The organism is Blautia sp. RTP21359st1_E11_RTP21359_211015, assembly GCF_040910705.1.
Lineage (GTDB): Bacteria > Bacillota > Clostridia > Lachnospirales > Lachnospiraceae > Blautia_A > Blautia_A fusiformis.
On the sequence record NZ_JBDGAB010000046.1, the window covers coordinates 6993 to 30198 of the forward strand.

Below are 23206 nucleotides of genomic sequence, written 5' to 3' on the forward strand. Positions count from 1 at the left end.
CGATGGAGCACGTCCTAATGATTTGTTTGATATCGTTGAAGTGACCGATGGGAGCAATAAACTGTTCTTCCCAATGTATCTTGAAGTTAACAAGAAAGACGACCTTCAGCGTAGCCTTGGCTACAAGACCCTTGCAGAGGTTGTAGAAGACAAAAACTTTATCAACAGACCGGGTGAATGTTCCCGGCATCTTGAGGCTAAGCAGAACATAGCCGTTAAGGTTTACGGATACAACCAGAATCCTGAAATTCGCACTTACCTCCGCCGTGCTGCAACAAGTATCACCAAGAGATATATTGCTCAGAAAGATGAGGACAGACTCGTTGAGTTCCTGAAACTTAACTTAATGACAATGTCAGCAATGAATAAGATTCTGCCGCAAGTCAAGCATGCCGAGATGACTTCTGCTACTGCTTATCTTCTTAATGCGATTAACAACGCAGGAGGAAATAAAAAAACATTTAGACTTTAGTCTTATGATTAAAAGCCCCGAAAGAGTGACCGTTACTGGCGCTCTTCCAGGGCTTTTTTTTCGAATAATGGCGGATGTAAATAAACCTTCAGGATTTGCTTTTTTTAAATTCCTTGATAACTCCCCGGATTTGCCGGAGTCATGACCAAGTCTCGCAGAGGCTGAGAAGCAAAGCCGCAAGGCTGAGTGTAGCGCACGAACGGGGATTCAAACCCGCGTGCGAAGTTAATTTACACAAAAAAAAGACCGAATATGGATTATCCGGTCCTTATTAACTTTCTTATTTAACTGTCACCACTTTTCCCATGAACAATATTTCGTTATTCATTTCGTCAAAAATCAAAAATGCAAATGGCCTTGTTAATTCCACGCTTTTTACCACTGGGTCCGGAGCCATTGCCGACATACACTCCATAACTGCCGCCGTAACAGCTGCTGCTTTTGTACCATTTTCATCCAGCTCCAGTTTTGTTTTCTGAAGTACTGCACTGACTTTTGTGTTTTTATCTGCGATACCGGAAAAATCAGCATCATTTGAAAAGATATTTTCCAGACCAAGGTCTGAAAGCATATCATTTAAAGTTGCCGAAGTTTCGAAATTAAGTTTTGGCATCTTACAATCCACTTCGTCGTATTCTGGTTCAGATTTCAGCAGACTCTCAATGTCCAAGCCTTCAAGTGTAAAATCACCCTCTTCATTTGGCAAAATGCCGATAAAGCTTAAACCATTTGCGTAGTTCCGTCCGAATGCGGTCGCTTTATCATTTTCATAATATCGGTCGCCCGCGCAGGTCATATATTTTGTTTTTTCTTTATCTCCAAATTTCTCTTTTTTATTGGATAATGTCCATGGGTCTCCACTCCACCCTGATTCAAAATATAGAGAATTTGTCAGGCACAACTCCGTATCTTTACTGATAGTATCTGGTGTTATGATTTTTGGAATCAATCCTTCTGTATTTTTATCACACCATTTGTTGATTCTCTTGCATGTCTTATCTGTATTAGAAAAATCTAGGTTTTCTACTTTTGCCGAGAAATTGCTACTCACGCTCTTTTTGAAAGCATCCTGCAGCTTAAGGCCGTCATCCGCCCATACCGCATCAGCGATTTTTAATTTTGATTTATATCCGTAATTTTCTTCATCCGAATTATATTTCTTGATATTTTCCATATATTGCTTCGCATAAGCAGCAAAATCATCTGTTCCAAGATATTCTTTTAAAGCTTCTTTTGTCTCCCCTTTTGCGCCTTCTGCAATCATACCAAGAGCAAAATTTAAGCTTGTTGGGCTAAGCATAATATTTTTGTTTCTATTTTCTGCTGCGATTTTATCTGTCAACTTCACGGAATTCTCTATAGCAATGATTTTATCAATTGCTACCTCGTCGGTCGCTTCTTTTGAAGTGTCGTCATTTTCAGATACGATGACATCTGTATCTGACGGAGCGATAGCCGCATTCGTAGTTGCGGCAGGCGTTAATGCTGTCAATGCGGCCATAGCCATTGCTGTTAGTTTCTGTTTGGTCATAAATGCCTCCTTTTTTTTGTAAATATATCATATGCTATTCTCGTATATGTAATATGCAAAATAATTTTGCAAACTAGATAAGTCCAAAATATAACAGCCTGTCAGGTGGGTTCTCCTTACAGGCTGTTTTCTTACCTTTCCATATCAAAATCATCAAAATCAAAACCTGATGTATATGGTCCATCGAATCCATCGGAACTATCGAGCCCCCTGAACCCATCGTCATCTTTCCCACCAAATCCGTGGTCTAATTCATCCTGGCGGTTTTGGTTCATATACTGCTGGCGAAGCATAAAATTATTTCCGATGTCCTCTTCATCAAGCCAATGGTCAATATCTTCTTTTACCTCTGGTTCTTCCGGTTCCATTTTATACATCTGACCAAGTTGAAAATCGTCTGTTTTATCCATTCTTTTATCCTCCATTTCACAAATTTGTTTTGCAACAAACTTAACATGAAAAATGGAAAACAATATAAAACAGCTTTATCTGAAAATATTATCTCAGGCCCATCTCATCAACTATATAATAAACGACATCTCTTATCGTCATTTTGTATTTCTCCTTTATTTGACGCAAGAACTGCAGATGAAATGCCTGACATATACTGCCATCTTCACTTCTCACTTCAAGCGTTTCAATACTTGTCCCTGCTGCATTGATTGTCTGTACGGTAAATAGAAATCCATACAGGTCTTCTGTATTATTCAACGCATCTATCAATTCAGTTGTAAAATTATACAAATCTTTATCCATACGCTTTTACCATATTTTTCCAATCATTTTTCTTATTATTATACCAAATCGCTACGTTGTCATTCAACAATAGCCTTTCGCATCTAATGCTATTTTACGACAAATTTTTCTGTTTTATGTATTTTAACACAAAAAAACCTCGGAAAATCCGAGGTTTAGCACAAATTTAATTTAAATTTAAATGGAAAATCTTTTATACAGCATTTTTCAGCCGCGAGTCATCAAACGTTTTCTTTACCTCAAGACACTCTGCTAAAAATAAGTTTTCGTCGCCTTGCGTTCCCCATCCAGACACATTTTTTACGCCTGAAATATAGAGCTCTTTTTTTGCTCTTGTGCAGGCTACAAAAAGAAGTCTGTTTTTTTCAGGGATGGCGTCACATGCCATATCTCTGTTTTGCAGTTTTGTTACGGAACAGAAAACGACTGGCCACTCTTTTCCTTTTGAAGAGTGCATTGTTGACAGAACAACTCCGTCATAGGCTTTTTCTTTTCTGGCCGTCTGTTTCTGTCCGAATCGTTCGAAGTCAATGACGTATTCACATACCGCTGGAAGATTTTCCATTTTCACAGCCTCCCCCATTGCTGTATTGATATCGTCCAGAAAACTCTGATATATTTCGTCATTTTCATCTGTATCAAGTTCCTTGAATTTTTCGAATAAACTTGTTACATTTTTTATTCCAGAAGCCACTTCCTGTAAAGCTAAGATATCATCCCTGATTTCTTCATTTGTTTTTGAGATGGCTGCACCATTAGTTTTTGCATTGATATACGCAGTGCCACCGAATTCACTCCCGTAAAGCATAAACCGTACAAGTCCAATTGCTCCAAGAACACGAGGATTTTCAAGGATTGGCTCTGGATTAATACTTACTGTCTTAATCCCTTTTTTCTGCAGCATGTCAGCATAAGTGAGTAATTCCATGTTAGTCGGAGCAAGGATTGCGATTTCATTTTCTTTTCTACCATTCTTTATCAGCTCTTCTACTGACTCAATAATGTATTCCTGCTCCGTTTCTTTCATGTCAAACGCTTCGACGTTTACCGGGATTCCCAGTTCATTTGTTGATTTCGGTTTTTTGTCAATCCTATCTTCATTAAATGAAATAAGCGTTGCAGCAAAATCAACAATATTCCCTGTGGAGCGTCTGTTTTCCATGAGTCGCACATCAGTTCCGTGCGTTTCGCCAATCATATCAAAGAAGTTCTTAATCAGTTCTACATTCGCATCACGAAATCCATAAATGCTCTGGTCATCATCGCCAACAATAAATAATGACTTTACGCAGCTCGCTTTCCTCATCGCATTGATGATTTCAAACTGAACGTTTGATGTGTCCTGATATTCATCAACAGAGATATGCTCAATTCCGACTTCATCAAAAAGTTCTGGATGTACACGCAACAATTTCAAGACTCCGAGTTCCTGGTCGCTGTGTTCAATCAGGCACGCTTCTTTTTTATACTTGTCATACTGCATATACATACTATAGATAGCGTCTACCGTTTTTGGCTGTAATCCCGATGATTCTTTTAAATCATCCTGAGACATGCCTTCCTGAATAGCGGAAAAATATCCCTTCATCAACTCAAGGATTCCTTTTGCTTTGAACATGTCCAGATAGAAATTCTTGTACCTGTCAATCAATTCATCAATAGGGTCATTTTCAGACAAAATCTTCTCGACAATCTTCGTCTTTTGGATTTCGTTGATAAGCACAGGCGGTTTTGTGTATCCAAGCAGATAATAGTAATCCTTCAACAAAGAATCCCCAAATGAATGGATTGTGGAAATCACCATCTGCTCAATATCAACATCAAGGCCTGCGATATCACAAAATCCTTTAATCCTGTCTTTCATCTCTCCAGCGCCAGCGTTTGTAAATGTAAAGCATCCGATTTTTGAAGGTTCAACACCTGATTTAATCAGATTCATAATTCGATATGCCATTGCAGTTGTTTTACCACTTCCTGCCGTAGCAATCACTCGAATGTTTCCACTTAACGTAGTTGCCGCCTTTGTCTGGTCCTTGCTAAGGATGGGTAGACTTGTCGGTTTCGGTCTCTCTTCCTCTGTCAATGGAACAGCCGCATCATGATATTCACACAAGACACGAGATTTGCAGTTCTGGCATTTTTCTGCTGAAACAGATTGCCCGGCAACAAACTCTTTAATCTGTGGGATGAAGGATTTATCTATTTCAGACATATCATTTGAGAAAGCTTGCAGCGTTACAACATTTCCGCCTTTTCCGAAGAAATCATCCTTATAATTATTATCATTTTCCCTTTCTTTTTGAAGAAAATAATAACTTGCCCGAAGTAACACATTTTCGCCTGGTTTATTTTTGCTCGCCCATTCCTGCATAGCTTTCAACATAATATAAAACTCAAGACGAGTGTTTGTACCAGTATCAAGTATTTTTGATGATTCTTTTACATTTGGCTTTCCTGAAAATATTCTTACGGCTTCAATAGCATATACACACATTTCGTCGTAAACCCACCTTCGGCCTTCTCTATGCTTATTCACTTTTACCGTCTGATATCCAGCGAACATACAGTCTGTCTGACAGATAAAATCAGTATCATCAATTGTTACAACCGGCTGACCAATCAAAATTGGCTTCCGCTGTTCACAATTGATATATCTGTTGATGTCCCTGATGTCATCTTTTGCCTGCATTTGCTTTGTGGCATCCGTTGGCATATCCAGGAAATCATAGAAAGTATCGATTAATGACTGCACGCTGAATCTTATGGAGCCAGTGAGTTTACCGATAATGATTTCGTTGATAAAACGCTGGCGTGCAAACTTAGATTCATCATACGGAATTTTAATGTCCTCTGCATCACAGCCAATAGCGTCTTTCGCCATTGCCCTGATAGTATCCGAATCATTCCCAAAGTTCATGATACCAGAGATAATAATTCCTGTAGCATCAGGCATATCCAGCTTCTCTATCTGTGGTATTTTACGCAGCAACTTTTCGCGTTTTCCGCATCTGTAAACTCCATATAACTTTCCAGATTCAAATGCCTTTTTTGTTTTTACTTCCATTTTTGAATCTCCTTTCTTGTTTTACAATTTATTACGTGGATAATATGCTGGATTTTTAAGAAAAAAGAAAAAGGGGAGAAATCCCCTTTTTCAGTGCAAAGAAAACAATATTAATCCAAGCTCCAAAAACAGAGCTATCGTCCCAACGGTCAGGTTTGTAGTATATGTACCCTTTTCTTTTGATTTTTTTTCAATACACATGGGGTACAACAAGACCAAAAACGCGAACTCAGCATATGAGCATTTAGCTAGGATAATTTCAATGTTAGTTAAATCACGGTTGAAGATTTTGCAAGCAAGAAGATATATACCTGTGAACAAAAATATCTTATTGCAAATTTCAAATATAGCATCACGAACAATTATACATGTACTTTTTTTGTTTTTTATTTCTTTTTTCTCCAATTCTGCGTTTTTTCGTGATTCTTCTGCTTCATGCAAAAATCGCTCCATTTCTTCATCCGGTAGCTGCGTATCCGCCTTTAATAGTATTTCTGTATATTTTTGAGGCGATTTTTTAATTTGTTTAATCAGCGCTCGCTTCCTTCTCACTAATCTTGCACAATAGATAAGAACCAAGGTATTTACGCCACACAAATAAATCTTCAGCAATATTTGGCAATATAGATGCGTAAACAATCCAGAATCTTTGTCGTTGTACTTTTGCTTTAGCCACTTGATAAAGTCGTTGTCTTGGTAATTTTTTCTTTTTAATTTTTTCATTTTCTTTTGCAGGAATGTTAGTCTATCCCCATTTCTCCTTTCTTGTTCTTTTATATCTTTCAGATATAGCATGCCGAATCTATCTAAAAAGAAAAAAGAGAGAAAACGCTTTTGCGCTTTCTCTCAGAGAATTAACAGTCTGTTTTGACTTCTTTCAGTTTTTCATCAATTACTTCTTTCGCATATTCGTCATCTTCGGCTTCCATGTCAAGATAAACAACCTCTCCGGTTTCAGAAATCTTTGCGATTACCTCGCCTTCTTCGTTGTCATCTCCTGTCTTCCAGGCATCCACGAGCCAGTACTTTTCTTCCTCATCAAAGAAATCGCACCGGATTTCAGTCCACCTGCTCTTCCTCCCGGTCCTCTCGTTCAGAAGTTTTCTGATTTCCTTAACCATCCCATGAACTTCAGCAGCCTCTCCTTTCTCGTATTTTTCGTATTCTTTTTCGCTCTGCTCATTCATGTTTGCAAAGTTTAGCCAGCCGATAGTATCAGCATAATAGCAGCCAAGGGTGTTTTCGCAAATGTCGTCTGCCCGCAGGTTTTCAAAATGTACCATGCCGCCAGACAGGTTTTCATCCAGAATATAGACATCGTAGTCTGAAATTACAAAAAGAAATGTTCCTTCGCCTTCTCTGTCATACATTACGGCAGCGGCGCCGGTCTGGAGATAAGTCAGGCACATCTTTAAGGTATCATACATCACATCTGTAAGATAACTTAACGCTGCATTGAACTCCTTCTCTTCGTCTGCAAGATGGAAACTGCACCATCCGTGTTTTGGAGTTGATAAGATATCTTTTTTACTCATTTTTATCTTCTCCTTTCTGACGTTTTGTAGCCTGCCATTGTTTAAACTCTTCGTAGTCATCTATAATATACTGGTATACTCTTTTGACAAATGGCATAATATAGTCTTTAACAACAAAAAACGGAATCATCAGCAACAAGAAGCTTCCGATTGTGTGACCGATTACATAAATTGTTTCAAAAGTACTCATATCTTGCTCCTTTCTTTACCAGATATCTGGTCTTCGTTCCCATATGCTTCCAGCTGTGGCTGTATACATTGTTAGAATTGCAGCAAAAGCATTTTCCAAGTCTTTTTCGCTTTTCTCTTTTTGTTTCTTTTCGTATTCTTCCAGTTTCCGAATCTGTGCCGGGGTTAATGACCGACGCCATTCGTTGTAGTTGTATTCCGAGAACCAGGAAACCGCATCCCATCCAAGGATGCAGTACCATTTTCGGCGATTACATTCAGCTTTCCAGGCCATACTTGCCCCTCCTTACACATCTTTTCCTTCCGCAAACGGCTTAATCATCACTTCTTCCACAAGCTCGCCGAATGCATTTTGCACAGGAATGCTTTCCGGAAATTCTTTCCATGCGGTATCAGCCAGTTTCTTCAGCCTTTCAAGAGTCGCAATCACCTTAACTTCGTCGAAGGCATCGTCACACATTGCGTGCAATTTAACACTTCTACCTGTCAGTGAAAAGGCATCTTTTCCGTGCCAGTCAGGACGCCGAATCCAGATTGTGTACCCGATTTTTCCATTTCCCCAGCTGTCAGAGCTGATTCTTTCATCGATATCCCACCATCCGGAATCGATAAACTCCTTTTTCAAGTTTAATATTGTCTGCATTTTTTGCTCCTTTCTTCGTGTGTATTTTTTAGTTTTACATATTTAATATGTGTGATTCTTGTGCAAAATAAAAACCCGAAGCGTTTACCTCGGGTTAAAATTTGCAGTATGAAAAAAATTACAACGCGACCTCAACCAAATTATTGTCGTCACTGGTCTTGTCTGTTTTATTCAAACATTTAACATCTACTCCACGATTTTTTATAGCAATATCATAAAGTTTGTCAATAAATCCCATGGCTTGAGTATGCAGCTCGTTTTGCAGAAGTTCACACTTCTCTCTCTCGGAATTATATTTTGCTTCCAATTCATTGGCCTTCTTTTTTAATTCCTCGACTTGACTCTTTAAGTCTTCTACTTCACTTACTTTTTGTGAGTAATTAGCCTTGTTCCCTCTGCCACGCGTATCAAGATACTCTACTGCGCGACTATCAAGGTATGTAGTTCTGCCCAGTTTATGTACATATTTTTCAAACACAGGGTTATTTTTTAACTCTTTATTTACTGTCCTTCTTACGCATTCGTAAGTTACCCCGCACCTCTTTGCGTAGTCTCTCATTGTCATTTTGTCCATATCTGTCATTTTTTTTGTTCCTTTCTTTTTGTTTTTACATATCCAATATGCAGGATTTTTCGCCGCAAAAAAAACACCACGCAAAAAACGTGGTGCAAATATCAGGCATATTCTCTTTTCAGCATCTCCAGCGTCTCGCATGCCGGGGTTCCCGGAACAACAATATCTCCATTATTGTTAACAAAATCTGGGCTGATGTCACTCAGCATTACAAAAATTGCATTTGTTCTTTCAGTTGGGATGCACTCCTTCAGAAATAACCACATTCTTTCCCAATAATTCTTCTGTGTTTAATTTACTCATATTTTTTTCTCCTTTCGGTCTCTGTTGTATTTTATACATACAACAAAATTAGCCATCCTTCTTTACAGATATCGCGTCCGCATCCTACGAAAGAAATTGAAACTCTTACGGAAACAGCATTTTCTGGATTCTTTAATGACACGGCCAAAATACTTCCTGTCTCGAGTTCATCCAGGAAATCATGCTGTTCTTCCGTCAGGTCATTGTAATCATCAAGAATGCAGCATTCGGTAAAATACGGTCTGTAGCACTCTTTCTGGATTGCGAAGTATTTTTCGTACTGTTTTGTCAAAGGCATTGATAACAGTTCTTCTTCGCTTTTTTCGAAAATCATGTCTGTTATCATTGCACAGTACGGCACGCCGTTAATAGTAATATTGCCGTCTTCATTTTTGTTGTCAACATCAAAATCGCCCATCATTACAAGAACGGCATCTTTTCCGTCATATGGAACGCAATCATCCAAAAAGCTCCACAGCTGGTCGTCTGGAGACATTGTAAGCATTTCTGCAACTTCCGGGTCATTGAGTGGATTGAGGTTTTTGTTGTTTTTCATAGTATTTTTCCCTTCTTTATTTGAAATTTTTATTTACAAAAGTAATATGTAGAAAAAATGCCATGTAGAAAAATTGCTGTTCAGTTATATCTCGCCTCATACTTTTCCTTATCCAGTGTCAGTCTCCGCAGCCCCTCTGCGAAGTCCTCCATCAAACAATCACATACTACAACCGGCGTCATCTCATCCACCGCATTATCCAGCAAATATCCATTGGAATCAATTAACACATATGAGGCCTTCATATCCGGCTCTACGACAATCTCCCGTCTTGTTGTTTCCATTCCTGCCTCTGCTGTCACTCCATCTTCTTTTCCTTTTCTGTCTCTATTTCTCTCTACAAACTCCTCGAATTCTTCATTCGAAACCTGAATATCCAGGTTTGAGAAGCTGTTATACTGAAACGGCTTCATCCTCAGTATTTTCCACCGGTCAGCGGCGATTTCGTCAATAAAATCAGACATCACTTCGTCTTTGTTCAACGCTGAAACGACAGTGTTAATCTTAATCCGGCATCCCGGCGCATACTTCCGAATTAGCTCGCAGAGCTCCACAATCTTACCGGCAGCTATCGGCTTCCCATTTTTGTTACATCTTCCAATCTTTCTGTTTGTTTCATCGTTAATACTGTCTACAGAAAATCCGATTGTCTCATACATCCAGGCGTAATTCTTAATCCATTCTTCATTCATCAGAGAGCCATTCGTGATGAGCGAAACTTTCACGCCTTTGTCTCGTATATATTTCGTCAGTTCCACCAGCCCCGGATACAGCATCGGCTCGCCACCGGCGATGTTAAATTCAGTCACATTTGCCCCGGCAATGCAATTGTCTATGATTTTCTTCCAGCCTTCCACCGGTAGCAGTTTTTTCGTTCCAAATTTAGAAAAACACTGCCGGCAACGGAAGTTGCAGGCCTCCAAAACATGAATGTTGATTTTGTATTTTGTTTCCATTATTTTTACCTCTTTTCTTTGTATATGTTTATCGCTTCGGATTTTTGCCGCGGCGAAATCAGGCAGGCAGACACTTGCACATATTCTGCGGCGGGCGGGTAATCGTTTTGCCATCTTCATATGTAAAACAGGAAACATCAAGCGGAGTATCGTATTTCTGAACATTTTCAAGCTTCAGCACGTAGTTGTAATAATGCTTCGGGTCTCCAGTCCATCCGATAAGCTTACGGTAAGCCGTAAAATCGCTGTCATTATACCACCACCCGACAGATGGCTTTTCTTTCTGCCTGCACCAGGTGATATACATCTGCTGCATTTTTTCAACTGAAAGGCCGTCAAGCTGCGGTAAACCTGAGGGCAGATATTCGGCATACAGTGTCACAAACACTTCTTTTACATCTGCCTGACCCACAACCTTTCCGGCTCCCCCGTTCTTCTTTGTCTCGTAGAAATATAAAGTATGGCTTCCGCCTTCCAGCAGCTCGTTTACAACCTTTCTGCGAAACTCTTCTGTTTTCATTCCGGAAAAGATTGCCTTTGTATATTCCGGATATATACTGAGAAGTATTTTTGCCATTATTTTTTATCCTTTCTTTTTTTGTTATTTACAGCAGCCGGCAAAATCGGCTTAAACCAGTCGGCAATCTTCCACCGCCTCCCATCTTTCTTTACAGAGTAAATCTCAGTCTTTCGCTTGCGACAACCTTCCATCAAGGCGCCTTCGGCGTCGACCTCAATCTTACGGCTTCCAACATTTCGCTTTCTTTTTCTATTTTCTTTCTATTTTTTTTGTTCTTTATTTTTTGCTTTTTCTTCCCCACTTTTCTACCTACCACTTCTTCATCCAATATACCGAATTTTTATTTTTTCCGTATTTTTTTTGCGGATTTCTGCACGGAAAAACAGCATCCACTACTGGATGCTGTAAGTTTTCTTGTGCAGTTTTTTCTTAGCATATTTTATGCATATTAAAATTGAAATAACTAACACACAACAAAGAAAGGAATGACGAAAATGAAAAAAAATTACAGTTTAATAGGTGAATGGGTAAAAAGAAATGGCGTATCATTTTTAGTAAGCGACGGTGTTTGCATGGATATCAAAGTAGAACCAAATACGGAAGAGGTAGATTTTGGTGATTTATATGGCATACGTTTAAATTTTGATTGCAATAAAAAATCATTTCCAAGTGTTAAACGTTTAAGGTTCGGTGAAAGCAATGAACTATATATTAAATTTTCAAACACATTGTTCCCAAACGTAAGGGAAATCGTATCTACGAATCTGAAGTACCCTTCCGGAACAATGCTGATAAGAAAATTAAATGACGCAGAAAATCTTTTGCTTAATACCTTCTGCTTGGAAGAAGATGAGCTACTGGATTTAAGAGGTATAACAGATATCGATGAAGATGCCTTAATTGGTTGCAAATCAAATCAGGTTATCCATACAGAAGACATAGTAAATGTTTCAGTTAAGGCATTTGAAAAATCTGGCCTGGCATGCATGAAAAAGCCTTTTGTTGACGGAGTAAAAATGGCCGGAACCATCGCATGCGATTTTAATAAAAACGCAGAAAAATATATAATCCCAAATTTCGCAACAGCAATGGCTACGTTTCTTGATTATAATATGGATGCAACTATGATTATAAAATGCAACAAGGCTTTTTTCAGGCGAGACATGTTTTATTCTGTACCAAACAACTTAGTATTTATGGGCACAGACCATATGTCTGAAGCAAATGTAAAATACTTGAAGCGATATAATGCCAAAATTAGTTCAACTAATCCAGAATATACAACTATAAATGATATTGTATATACGAAGGATATGCGTAAAGTAGTCTCCTGCTTTTGCCACAAAATTGATGATGTAACTATAGAAGATGGAGTAGAAGAGATTGGAAATGGTGCATTTATTGATTGTCAAATTACCTCTGTAAAAATTCCTGACTCAGTCAAGAAAATAGGGGATGACGCATTCAGAAACTGCACAAAACTTACCATTATAGAAACTCCTGGCGCGTTAAGCGAACTTAATGATTATGTATTCTATAATTGCGGAGCATTAGAAACAGTCAAAATAAATGAAGGAACAAAAACAATACACGAAAAGGCATTTATAGGAGCCAGCATAAAAAAACTATTTATTCCAGCTTCTTTTGGAGGATTTGACAAATATGGCTATATTAATGCACAGATAATTGTTTTTGCTTCAGACGATATTCCGGATAATATCGTTGAAAGAACAGCCGCAACAAAAATAATCACACCATCTCGCACGATTTATCTTCCAAACAGAGATTCAATTACCAAGGAAATCAAAGACGAGATAAATTCTTTGCTGAATTCTCAGAAAACAGGGTTCGCAGAACCGCTTTATAAAACATTTGGCAAGAATCCTAATCTCAAACGTATTCTTGCATTTCATGAATATGGGGTCTTACCTAATGAAGAAATAAAGAAATACTTAAAAAGAGTAGGAAAAGCTTTGGCGAAAGAATTCATCGATAAAAACGAAGCCGAAAACCTTGCAAAACTAATACAGTATGACGTCTTACCTACTAGAACATTAGAACAGATACCAAAGGCAATAGACGAAATTGGTTACGTTGATTTGCTTGATGTCAAAAAACTCATTTTGGATAAGATTGGTAAAAGTTAAATTTGACGCTGTAAACTATGGTCGCCTGAAATTTTCAGGCGGCATTTTTTTTGTGTGCATTGCAGCAAAAAAAACAGCATCCATCACTGGATGCTGTAAGTTTTCTTGTGCAGTTTTTTCTTAGCATATGACAATTGCACTTTTTGCATTGCTCCACTCGTATTCAGGAAGAGTCTTGCAAGAAGCTGTGCATATTCCTTTTTTAATATGCCGTAAAATGAAATGGAGTACTCATCGAAAACAGTCATTACTGGTTTCCCGGCTTTAGAACTCTTTCGGATGTAATGCTCTCCTGTCCATGGAACGGATAAGGGTTTGGAATTTTCTTTCAGCAGCTTCGTTCTTAAATTCAGAGCCGCAGCATCTGATGCATATGTTATTTTTTTGCTGTACCCCAAATCGCAGCCGTTCACTGTCTCCTCATCTTCAGTCGCAACTTTTTTTCTTGAAATTCTTAATTCCTTAGCATTAATTCTGGCATATTCTTCATAGCAAGAATAATCGGATTCGGAAAAATTTGTTGTGACTTTGTAGCCATTTTCCTGCATTTCTTTCTTGATTTCATCAGGAATACAATTCAGAAACTCCTGAACGAATTCGGTAAGAGTGAGTTCTTCTCTATGAGAAATTTCTCTAAGTGGTTTGAATGCCTCATCTCTTTCAGTCTCTAACTTGGCGACATCTTTTTTTTGTGCTGTAGGACGCAAAGAAAGAAATTTCTTCTGTGCAATATAGGCTGTTTTTAACGCATTTCTGATATCTTCCGGAACCTCAGATTCATCAATATAAACCACATTCTTATCTCCGGCTTGTCTGCCTTCCACACCGAATTCTCCCGTTGTCACATATTCGTTGATAACTTTCATGGCCGGCTTTAAATCTTTAAATTCCGGAGGGTTTTCACGTTTAATTTCAATCCCGTATTCGTCTACTTCGTAATCATCTTTTAAAATTACAAATTGCATATTTAATTCCCCTTTCTTCGTATACAAAATTTATATTTACAACTGCAATATGCCGGATTCTTCCACACACGAAAAAACCGGCTTCATTTTTTATCGCAACAAAAAAAACAGCATCCATTACTGGATGCTGTAAGTTTTCTTATGCAGTTTTCTTTTTTCGCTACTCACATTTACTGCCCATCGTTTCATACTTCCATCAGTGGTAAGAAACAATGTAGCCAGCATTTTCGCATACGCTTTTGTCAGTATTTCAGAAAACGGAATAACATACTCATTATATACAGTCATTACCGGTTTTCCTGCTTTGGTACTTTTTTTAATATAGCTTTCTCCTTTCCATGAAACAGATAAAGGCTTAGAAAAAGTTTCAAATAATTGGATTCTTAGTTTCAGTGCTGCAATATCTTCTTTATATGTAATTTTCTTGCTATATTCAATATCGCACGTTTCAACTGCGTCTTTATCATCTGTGGCTACCTTACTTCGTGCAATTTTCAGATTTTTACACGAAATTTCGTCATATTCATCAAAGCATGAAAAGTCTGCATCAGAAAAATCAGTGGTAACTTTATATCCATTTTCTTGTATTTCATTTCTAACTTCATCCGGAAGCTGCTTTAAAAATTCCTGTACGAACTCTGAAAGTGAGATTTCGTCTTTACAAGAAAATTCCCTAAGCATTTTCAATGCATCTTCATATTCTTTTTCAAGTTTTGACAATAACTCTTTTGATTGTCCAGCGTCCGCGGAAGAGTACTTTTTCCACGCACTATATACTGTTTTAAGTGCGTTTCTAGCATCTTCTGGAACTTCGGTTTCATCAATATGAGTTATATTATGAGAAGGACTCAGTGAGCGCCTGTTATACTCTCCCGTTAAAAAGTAATCTTTGAAGCCACTTGGTTTTTTTGAATTAAGTTCGATTCCGTACTTATCCATACAATAATCATCTTTCAAAATTACAAACTGCATATTCTAATCCACCTTTCTTTGTATACAAAATTTATATTTACAATTGAAATATGCTGGATTTTTCCGTGCACAAAAAAAACTGACTGTATCTCTTTTTACGGCAAAAAAACAGCACCCATTACTAGATGCTGTAAGTTTTCTTGTGCAGTTTTTTCTTGATATTGCATACCTGCCATCGTTTCATACTTCCATCAGTGTTCAGAAACAACTTTGCCAGCATTTCTGCATATGCTTTTGTCATTATGCCGTGGAATGGAATGATATATTCATCATATACAACCATTACATGCTTCCCTGCTTTGATTTCTTTTTTGATATAGTTCTCTCCTTTCCACGGAACAGGTAAAGGTTTTGAATTTTCTTCCAACAATTTGATTCTCAGCTTCATTGCCTTAATGTCTGTCGTATAAGTGATTTTTCCATTGAATTCCAAATCACAAGTTTTGACCGCATCCTCATCATCTGCAGCTATTTTCTTTCGAGAGATTTTTAATTCTTTGGACGAAATCTTCGCAAACTCTTCATAACAGGAAAAATCCACATCAGAAAAATTCGTCATCACCTTATATTCGTTGTCAATTATCTCTTTTTTGATTTCATCAGGAACATGTTTAAAAAATTCCTTCACAAAATCTAAGAGTGAAATTTCGTCCTTATGCGAAAACTCATCAAGTGCTTTCATCGCATTATCATAATCAGCCCTCAGTCTTGCTGCTCCTTCCTTTGTCGTTCTGGATACAGGAGAAAGATATTTTTCTCTTGCTTCATAAGCTGTTTTCAGCACAGTCTTCACATCATCTGGAACCTCATTCTCATCAACGTGAACCACATCAGGACTATCGGCAGGCCTGCTTGTCAGGCTGCATTCTCCTGTCTGTAAATATTCGTTGCATTCAGTAGCAATCTTATGTTTGATTTCAACTCCATATTGGTCCAACTCATACTCGTCTTTCAAAATTACAAACTGCATAGTCTAATCCACCTTTCTTTGTATACAAAATTTATATTTACAAATGAAATATGCTGTATTTTTCCGTACATGAAAAAACCGGCCGCATCTCTGCAGCCGGCAAATCAGGCATTATCTTGCAAATTTCTTTGCAAGTTCTTCTGCGTATTCTTTTGTCATGTCGTCTTCAATAGCAATCTCATACACCCCGGAATACCAGGTTGAGAACTTGTCTCCTGTCCACATGTAACTATTAATAGGTATAGATACCGGGAGCAGTTTTTCGTTCTTTTTGATGTCTTTTTTATATGCTTCCATCTCTTCAGCCTCATCACACATCATCCAATTGCCGTCATACTCTTCATAAGCATACGGAATGTTCTTGTTGTATTTATACACAATCACATTTCTGATGATATAGATATGGTTGTCATCGTATCCAAGATTATACGGAGTGCTTCCAGCAGAATATCCATACCGTTTCATTGCATCTTTCACCCTGTCAGGCAGTGCTTCATAGAAAGCTTCAACAAACTCATTTTTACTGATTACACCTTTTGCATCACGCAGTTCCTTCATTATCGCGCATTCATCTTTCTCAAGTTCATTCAGCTGCTGCCTGATTTCTTTAAGGAATTTAGTACGCTTGTCTTCTACCTTTTTTCTTGCTGTGTGGTTTTTTGCAAGGTGTTCTAATGCAGTCCGGAGAGCCGGAGGTACATTTCTGGTGTTTTTGCAGTTTTCCGGAGACGGTGACAAATGCTTTACGCCAAGCTCGTCAATATACAGATTGTCTTCCACCTGAACCGCATATACATTTTTTTCATACACATTTAATTTGATTATTTTTGCCATTATTTTTTCTTCCTTTCTTGTTTTTTTCTTGTTTTGTATTTGCATCTACAATATGCCGGATTTTTGCCGGTAAAAAAATCTGGTCGAAATATAATTGCAAAAAAGCAGCCGGAAAATTCCTTCCCGGCTGCACCACATAACTTAATCAAATATTTTTTTAACTTTTTTTACGAATTTTCTCGCGTTGTCTCTGCTTGAAAACGTAAAATCGTCAATGTCTGGAAGAAGTACCTTCACATTAAAGTCATTGACTGTTGCGATTCCAGCCTTCTTTGCCTTGTCGATGAGCGCTTGGATTTTTTTTGTATACCTGAGATATACATGCTGGCATTTTTCATCCTGCTTAAAATTATAATCGCACCATCCAAGATACAGATATTCCGTTCCTGATTTTTCGGCGTATACGCTGCCTGGTGTAATATCGGCATCTTTAAGATTCTTCGCTCTTGAAACAACGTCATTCACTGACATGTCAGCATTCAGAAGATACTTTTTGACAATGCCATTTCGCTCTCTGATTACAAGCTTTGCTCTAGTCTTGGAGCAGAGTTCCATCTGGTCATAATCAACCGGTTCATGCCCAAATTCTGACCGTTCTGCAAAAATGCATAATTGAATACCGCAAGCATCAATATATGAACTGCTGTTTGCATTAATGTAAACATTCGCATAGCCAATACCATTAGAAAATACAGGAATTGTTTTGTCTGCCTGAAATGTCCCGTCTTTTTTTAATGGAATCTGATTGAATATATCTGAAGCAACTGTACCATTCATAATACCATATGCTACATCAATCATTTGGTCTACTTTCTGTTTGTACTGAACTCCAGTCAGCTTTGATTCCGGCATAACATTATTTCCGTAATATTCAGATGCCTTTTTTGCTGTATCTTTCCAACACTGGATGTTGAATTCATCCAGATAAACAGAAACCTTTCCATTTGTTATTTCCGTGTATTTCTTTCTACGCAAGAATGCAGATACCGCATAATCAGTACACCACCAACATGGGCCATTGTATTTACTGCCGTTTTCATATCCAAAAGAGGTTAAGAATTCGCCATCTTTAGGATTAAGAATTGCAACCTTTCCAGTTTTCTGATATGTATCAAATGTAAAATCCAGCAGCCATTCATCTCCAGTCATTCTTGTCAGCAAAAGATATTTTTCATTGTACTCATCAAAGAATTTTCTTAAAGATTCTTTAGTATCCTCCGCTGTGATTACCTTAACTCTTCCATTTTTTACGCAATCGTCTTTGATTTCAAAATACTCTTCTCTTGTCATAGTTTTCTTTTCCTTTCTTTTTTGGTGCTTTATTTTTACATTTTTAATTTGCTGGATTTTGTATCATGCAAAAAAAGAGACGACTTAGTCGTCTCTTTTGGGCTTACTGCTTGCCCTGCAAGTTTTTCAATGCAATATTCGGCAACGTGCACGTATACGAGCCGCTGCTTTCGTTTGGTCGTTTTTGTCATCGCATATATTTTATCAAGATAATAGTATTTTTCCTCTGGGTTAACGGTGACACCATCCACGTATTTTTTTATCATTTCTTTTTCTATTTTGTATTTTTCTACAAGATGCTGAACGACTGCTTCTACTGCCTCGTTGTTAGATTTAACAAAACCTTCCAGCTTGATATATTTTTGCATTTTGTATCTCCCTTCTTTATTCTGGTTTACTACAATATGCAGGATTTTTGCCGGCAAAAAAAATGGTTAACAAAAAAAACAACAGTTGATTTTTCGTATGATTTGGCATGTGATTGACCGACGGGCAGCCAGAGGTTGATAACTCCCCGGCTTTGCCGGAGTCGTTACCAGATTCCGTTTCACTCCAATGACCGCGGCTTTTTCGCGAGGCCGGAAAGCGCCTCGCAGGACTAACACTATCCCTCTATCCCTTGTTACGGGGATTACCTTTAAAAAATATACTATGCAACAATTTTTGCTGTTGCTGACACCTCCCCGCCTTTTCTATCGGGTACACGGCCTTAAACATTTTACACATACAAGGTCTTTTATATACAACGGCATATGTTTTTAAGTTTTATTCTGGCAAATGCCAGGTACAAGATTGTTCTTATCTTGTTACATATATAGTATGCCGAAAAAATATAGTTTTTGATGAAAAAAAGAAAAAAATATTTTTTAATTCTTTACGCTTACATCCGACGGACAACTAAATATGTAAATTTAAGCGATGCATATTTAGGTTGGCCGCGGTTTTACGCGTAATTATGATAATATAAGCCAACAAAGAAAGGTTCATACTTCGAACTTATCTGTGAACTTACCCACCGCTTGCTTACGCTGAAGCGGGGGCTTCCTGCCTAAACCGGGTGACATATTATGCACGTCTGTAAGCGTGACCCCGTAGCTCGACAGGCTACTCCGGCGTTCCACCGGTAATATTGTCGGGTAACCGATAGATTGCGTATCTACACAATCATAGTAAGCAGGGAAGGCTTTTTATATCCTTCCACTGCTGGTCTAGACATATTTTCTTCAAGAATCCGGAAACCTTCTTCCAGGATATTGGCAGCTGCATTTTTGTCGCGGCTTATAACATGCCCGCATTCAGGGCATACATACACCCTGTCTTCAAGTTTCAAATCCTTGTTTATGTATCCGCAATGGCTGCAGGTCTTAGAAGATGGATACCATCTATCAACACGGATAAGAAGTTTTCCAAGTTTATTGCACAATTCTTCAAGAATCTGCGTAAACTTTCCCCATCCGATATCGGAAACAGATTTTCCAAGATTCAGGCCTTTCTTCATTGCTGCCATGTCCAGGTCTTCAATCGCAATCAGGTCATACCCTCTAACAAGCCTTACAGCAATCTGGTGAAGAAAATCGTCCCTGCGATGCTTGGCTTTCGCATGCAGACGTGCAATCTTCCGGCACTGCTTGTTGTAATTGTTAGAGTCTTTAACCATCTTGGAACGTTTACGCTGCTCCCTTGCGATACGTTTTTCTAATTTGCGGTATTGCTTCAGAAAGCGAACTTCCCGTCCATTTAGTTCATAGGACGGCCTCTTGCCAGTGGAATCTATATACAGGAACGGTACAGACATATCAAGCCCGATTCCAGAAACGGCGTCCCTGTTTCCTGTTTCAAAAAAATCCTGTAATCCGGTGGATGGTTCAATTTCTTCTGTCGGATATTCAAACGCGATGGAAAAATACCATTTTCCATCCGGTTCATGTGTGATGGTCACGTTTTTTAATGTGCCGCCAGGCGTAACTGGTCTGTGCATGGAAAGATGTATCGGTCTCGCAATCTTAGGCAGGCGTATTCCATTACCTTCTATTCTGATATTATGGTTAGTATAATTTGTCGTATAACTGTCTGTGCAGATATTCTTTTTCTTGAATCGTGGCTTCCCCTTATCTCCGGAAAAATAATCATTTCGTGCTTTTTCCAGATGGAGCTGTACATTTGCCAGATTGGAAGAGTCCATATCTCTCAGCCATTCCATCCCGGAAACATTTTTGTAATCTGCAGGTGTCATCGGAATAGTAAAACCCAATTCTTTCCACATCAGGTTGTAATCAGAAAGCATCCGGTTCCACATAAAACGTGCCGCTCCAATATTCTGCTTTAATAAAGACTCCTGTTCTTCTGTTGGATAGCCACGAAAACGGTATGCAATAAATACAGTGTCAGGTTTCGCAATACGTCTGGATGACGACTTTTTATGTGATGTAGATTTTTCTGAAATAACAAAATTCCTGTCTATCACATCATACAGGCTACAGGATGGCGTAGATGTAGCAGCAAGTGTATATAACTTCTTATTCTTCTCACACGTCATGATAAAATCATCATGTTTAGATTTTCGTTTTGCCATACGTTCACCTCATGTATGTATTTTTCTTACATGTATAATATGCCAAATTTTTACTAGATTGTAAAATTTTTGCGAGGCTTTTAGTAAAAAAAGAGAATTCATCTCACCGCCTTAGAGGCGGGAGAATTCTTCTCTAAAATGTGTTAAAATCAGGTGTTCCACTACCAAACAAATGTGGGGCTTTAAAATCAGGTGTTCCACTACCAAACAAATGTGGGGCTTTAAAATCAGGTGTTCCACTACCAAACAAATGTGGGGCTTTAAAATCAGGTGTTCCGCTACCAGTAAATGCGGGGCTGTAAATTCAGGTGTTCTACGACCAAAAATGTAGTGCTGTAAATTCAAAGAGAGGAAAATTCCTCTCTTTTATTTTTTTACAACAAAAAATCCGGCTGTATTCCTACAGCCGGTAGCAATCAGTTCTCGTACACAAATCCATCAGTTAACTTTGCAACAATTTCTTTTACATATTCTTTTGTCAGTTTCTTTTCCAGCTTGATTTTATATGCTGAAACACACTGCAGACCCTCTTCCTTGTCGTAATATAACTTGGCGATATACTCCGCCTTAATTGGCAGGGTTTTTGCATATGCTGAAACTATACGCTGGTATTTCAGGTATTCTGCAGCGTTTTCATACATCTCCCAGTCTCCGTATTCTTCATACATGAACGGCAGAGACTCCAGGCCGTCTTTTTTGAGACTTACATCCCGGATATTTAAGATATACATGGTATTTTCATCCACTCCTTCACCAGGAAGCGTCGTGCAGCACCAGAATTCTTTATCTACCATCTCATCGAATAATCCTTTCGGAAATCTATCGCCAACCTCTTCCGCGAAATCGGCAATGGACATTCTGCCCTGCATGTTTCTGATGACGGATTCTGCTTTTTTGATTTCCTTTTTGGAGGCTGCGATTTTCGCATCAATTGCACACTTCTGCTCTTCCAGCTCTGCAATGCCATCATGCAATGACGCCATATACCCGAAGGCATGTTTTTCTTCTTCAGAGACATCATCTGCATCAGAAATGAAATCAGTATCAATGTTTTTGTATGTTACGCCGTCCGCATCAACATACTCATTTTTTCCAATCTCTACTGCTACAACCGATTTTGTCTTTGTTAACTGAATGCTTACGATTCTTTTATCACTCATTATTTTACTTCCTTTCTTGTTTTGAATGTTTTTTCTTCATTTGCAATATGCCGGATTTTTTTCGGCAAAAAACGCAAAAACAAAATCAGCCAGATAGCAAACAACCGCATTTTTCAGAACATATATTCTACTTACCGGAATGTTTGCAAAAATTTTGCTTAAAATATATACAAAACAGCAAAAATGTTATATACTTTTTAGCAAAAAGGAGGTTTTAGTAATGCCAAAAGTTAAAGTAATTCGTCCTACAGAAGAAATCGAAAAAGACTTAACAAAACTTGAGGAAAACATTCAGGCCGCAGCCTCATCTATCAAAGAGATGAAAGCAACTAGAAGAGCGTTAAGAAAACAGCTTGAACTTGCACAAGCAAAAGAAGCCGAAGAAAAACAGGCTAAAGCAATTAAAGAACTTGCAGAACTGATGAAAGAAAAGGGTGTCACTGTCGAATATCTGAAAGGCCTTATGCAGTAGAAAAAAAATTAAGAAATGCCCGGGATAATATTTCTGGCATTTCTTATTCTTTTCTTTAGAGCAGCCGGCTTAAGCCGGCTGCTCCTTTTATCTTTCGTCTACTTCTCCCCATCCTGTAATATCGCATACATTCTTAATCCACTTTTTTGCTTCTGTATCCCTATTTACAAAGCAATCCCATACTTTGGCTGCACATGCTGTATCCTTAGCCGCCAGGTCCAATAAATCCCACATGCCTTCAAATGTAATTGAAAACGGAATCGCAGTATTCTCATCATCAGAATCCGGATAATAAACTTCTACCTCAATTGGGAGCAGCTGCCCCTTATATGCACCTGTGCAATATCCTTTTTCTGTTTTCAGCGTTAAGCCCAATGCGTCACAAGCAACTTCTTTTGGGGTAGTTAATAAGTTGCCCATCGCCCGTCCTACTGGCTTTTCTGTGTCATCAAAATCCAAATTGATTCCGATTTTATCTAATACAGAGTCAACTTCATTAACAGCCTTTACGGTAGAAAGTGCTTTCATAAAAATTCTTTTTCTGATTTTTTTATCGTTTTCCATCTTTTTTTCGCGCAGGGTACCCCATCCGACGTAGAAACAATATTCCTTGTTTCGCAGTCGGGTGGGGAGGAATGCGCGGTTTTACATTCCTCCTGCTTCCTCCTTTTCTATTAATTAAATACTGATTTGGAATAACCGCCAGCGTATTTAAATAGTTTAAT

The 23206-nt window shown here is 38.3% G+C and carries 25 protein-coding genes; 3 read left to right on the top strand and 22 right to left on the bottom strand.

The genetic code is table 11. From position 1 onward, the window contains the following. The coding region (locus AB5026_RS14175; RefSeq protein WP_368213582.1) for a hypothetical protein at positions 1-472 on the top strand (472 nt) is incomplete at its 5' end. A 280-nt stretch (positions 473-752) separates the two neighbouring features. Here the strand turns inward: AB5026_RS14175 and AB5026_RS14180 are convergent. From AB5026_RS14180 to AB5026_RS14240, 13 genes are all read right to left on the bottom strand, one after another. After that, a complete protein-coding gene (locus tag AB5026_RS14180; protein WP_368213583.1) occupies positions 753-2003 on the bottom strand; it encodes a serpin family protein in 1251 nt (416 codons plus the stop codon). 131 nt (positions 2004-2134) lie between these two features. Continuing rightward, positions 2135-2413, bottom strand: coding sequence for a hypothetical protein (locus tag AB5026_RS14185; RefSeq protein WP_368213584.1), 279 nt, complete (start codon positions 2411-2413; stop codon positions 2135-2137). 88 nt (positions 2414-2501) lie between these two features. Further along, positions 2502-2759 carry a hypothetical protein gene (locus tag AB5026_RS14190; protein WP_173734334.1) on the bottom strand — a complete coding sequence of 86 codons (258 nt, stop codon included), beginning with the start codon at positions 2757-2759 and terminating at the stop codon, positions 2502-2504. 193 nt (positions 2760-2952) lie between these two features. After that, positions 2953-5823 (bottom strand): ATP-dependent helicase, encoded by a 2871-nt coding sequence (locus AB5026_RS14195; protein ID WP_195657198.1) that lies wholly within the window; start codon positions 5821-5823, stop codon positions 2953-2955. A 90-nt stretch (positions 5824-5913) separates the two neighbouring features. Next, on the bottom strand, positions 5914-6546 hold the full coding sequence (locus tag AB5026_RS14200; protein WP_368213585.1) for a hypothetical protein: 633 nt from the start codon (positions 6544-6546) through the stop codon (positions 5914-5916). A 131-nt stretch (positions 6547-6677) separates the two neighbouring features. Continuing rightward, a complete protein-coding gene (locus AB5026_RS14205) occupies positions 6678-7358 on the bottom strand; it encodes a hypothetical protein (protein WP_173734664.1) in 681 nt (226 codons plus the stop codon). After that, positions 7351-7548, bottom strand: a complete 198-nt coding sequence (locus tag AB5026_RS14210; RefSeq protein WP_173734663.1) for a hypothetical protein — start codon at positions 7546-7548, stop codon at positions 7351-7353. Before AB5026_RS14210 ends, AB5026_RS14205 begins: the two co-directional genes overlap by 8 nt. A gap of 15 nt (positions 7549-7563) precedes the next feature. Continuing rightward, complete coding sequence (locus tag AB5026_RS14215) at positions 7564-7821, bottom strand: hypothetical protein (RefSeq protein ID WP_173734662.1); 258 nt, start codon at positions 7819-7821, stop codon at positions 7564-7566. 12 nt (positions 7822-7833) lie between these two features. Then, positions 7834-8190: a hypothetical protein gene (locus AB5026_RS14220; protein ID WP_173734661.1), complete on the bottom strand. Its 357-nt coding sequence runs from the start codon at positions 8188-8190 to the stop codon at positions 7834-7836. 118 nt (positions 8191-8308) lie between these two features. Further along, positions 8309-8905, bottom strand: a complete 597-nt coding sequence (locus AB5026_RS14225) for a hypothetical protein (protein ID WP_173734660.1) — start codon at positions 8903-8905, stop codon at positions 8309-8311. A 193-nt stretch (positions 8906-9098) separates the two neighbouring features. Continuing rightward, positions 9099-9623, bottom strand: a complete 525-nt coding sequence (locus AB5026_RS14230; RefSeq protein ID WP_173734659.1) for a hypothetical protein — start codon at positions 9621-9623, stop codon at positions 9099-9101. 80 nt (positions 9624-9703) lie between these two features. Further along, positions 9704-10579, bottom strand: coding sequence for a viperin family antiviral radical SAM protein (locus AB5026_RS14235; protein WP_368213587.1), 876 nt, complete (start codon positions 10577-10579; stop codon positions 9704-9706). A gap of 58 nt (positions 10580-10637) precedes the next feature. Continuing rightward, on the bottom strand, positions 10638-11156 hold the full coding sequence (locus AB5026_RS14240) for a hypothetical protein (protein WP_173734657.1): 519 nt from the start codon (positions 11154-11156) through the stop codon (positions 10638-10640). Between the two features lie 437 nt (positions 11157-11593). Between AB5026_RS14240 and AB5026_RS14245 the strand changes: the two genes are divergently transcribed. Continuing rightward, a complete protein-coding gene (locus tag AB5026_RS14245; RefSeq protein WP_368213588.1) occupies positions 11594-13246 on the top strand; it encodes a leucine-rich repeat domain-containing protein in 1653 nt (550 codons plus the stop codon). Positions 13247-13329: 83 nt separating this feature from the next. Here the strand turns inward: AB5026_RS14245 and AB5026_RS14250 are convergent, their stop codons facing one another. The 8 genes from AB5026_RS14250 to AB5026_RS14285 all read right to left on the bottom strand — a co-directional run bounded on the left by AB5026_RS14250 (position 13330) and on the right by AB5026_RS14285 (position 22009). Further along, the gene (locus AB5026_RS14250; RefSeq protein ID WP_368213590.1) at positions 13330-14211 is read right to left on the bottom strand and encodes a hypothetical protein; all 882 of its coding nucleotides are present in this window, start codon (positions 14209-14211) and stop codon (positions 13330-13332) included. A gap of 117 nt (positions 14212-14328) precedes the next feature. Further along, positions 14329-15183, bottom strand: coding sequence for a hypothetical protein (locus tag AB5026_RS14255; RefSeq protein ID WP_368213591.1), 855 nt, complete (start codon positions 15181-15183; stop codon positions 14329-14331). A 121-nt stretch (positions 15184-15304) separates the two neighbouring features. Next, entirely contained in the window at positions 15305-16153 is an 849-nt protein-coding gene (locus AB5026_RS14260; protein ID WP_368213592.1) for a hypothetical protein, read from the bottom strand. Between the two features lie 111 nt (positions 16154-16264). After that, a complete protein-coding gene (locus tag AB5026_RS14265; protein ID WP_368213593.1) occupies positions 16265-16987 on the bottom strand; it encodes a hypothetical protein in 723 nt (240 codons plus the stop codon). A 141-nt stretch (positions 16988-17128) separates the two neighbouring features. After that, entirely contained in the window at positions 17129-18277 is a 1149-nt protein-coding gene (locus AB5026_RS14270; RefSeq protein ID WP_368213594.1) for a hypothetical protein, read from the bottom strand. Between the two features lie 35 nt (positions 18278-18312). Beyond that, positions 18313-18645 carry a hypothetical protein gene (locus AB5026_RS14275; RefSeq protein WP_368213595.1) on the bottom strand — a complete coding sequence of 111 codons (333 nt, stop codon included), beginning with the start codon at positions 18643-18645 and terminating at the stop codon, positions 18313-18315. A 788-nt stretch (positions 18646-19433) separates the two neighbouring features. Next, a complete protein-coding gene (locus tag AB5026_RS14280; RefSeq protein WP_368213596.1) occupies positions 19434-20849 on the bottom strand; it encodes an RNA-guided endonuclease InsQ/TnpB family protein in 1416 nt (471 codons plus the stop codon). A 416-nt stretch (positions 20850-21265) separates the two neighbouring features. Continuing rightward, the gene (locus AB5026_RS14285) at positions 21266-22009 is read right to left on the bottom strand and encodes a hypothetical protein (protein ID WP_368213597.1); all 744 of its coding nucleotides are present in this window, start codon (positions 22007-22009) and stop codon (positions 21266-21268) included. A gap of 220 nt (positions 22010-22229) precedes the next feature. On the opposite strand from AB5026_RS14285, the gene AB5026_RS14290 reads away from it, so the two are divergent. Then, positions 22230-22481 carry a hypothetical protein gene (locus AB5026_RS14290; RefSeq protein ID WP_368213598.1) on the top strand — a complete coding sequence of 84 codons (252 nt, stop codon included), beginning with the start codon at positions 22230-22232 and terminating at the stop codon, positions 22479-22481. Positions 22482-22568: 87 nt separating this feature from the next. Here the strand turns inward: AB5026_RS14290 and AB5026_RS14295 are convergent, their stop codons facing one another. After that, the gene (locus tag AB5026_RS14295; RefSeq protein ID WP_110102640.1) at positions 22569-23045 is read right to left on the bottom strand and encodes a hypothetical protein; all 477 of its coding nucleotides are present in this window, start codon (positions 23043-23045) and stop codon (positions 22569-22571) included. Between the last annotated feature and the right edge of the window lie 161 nt (positions 23046-23206).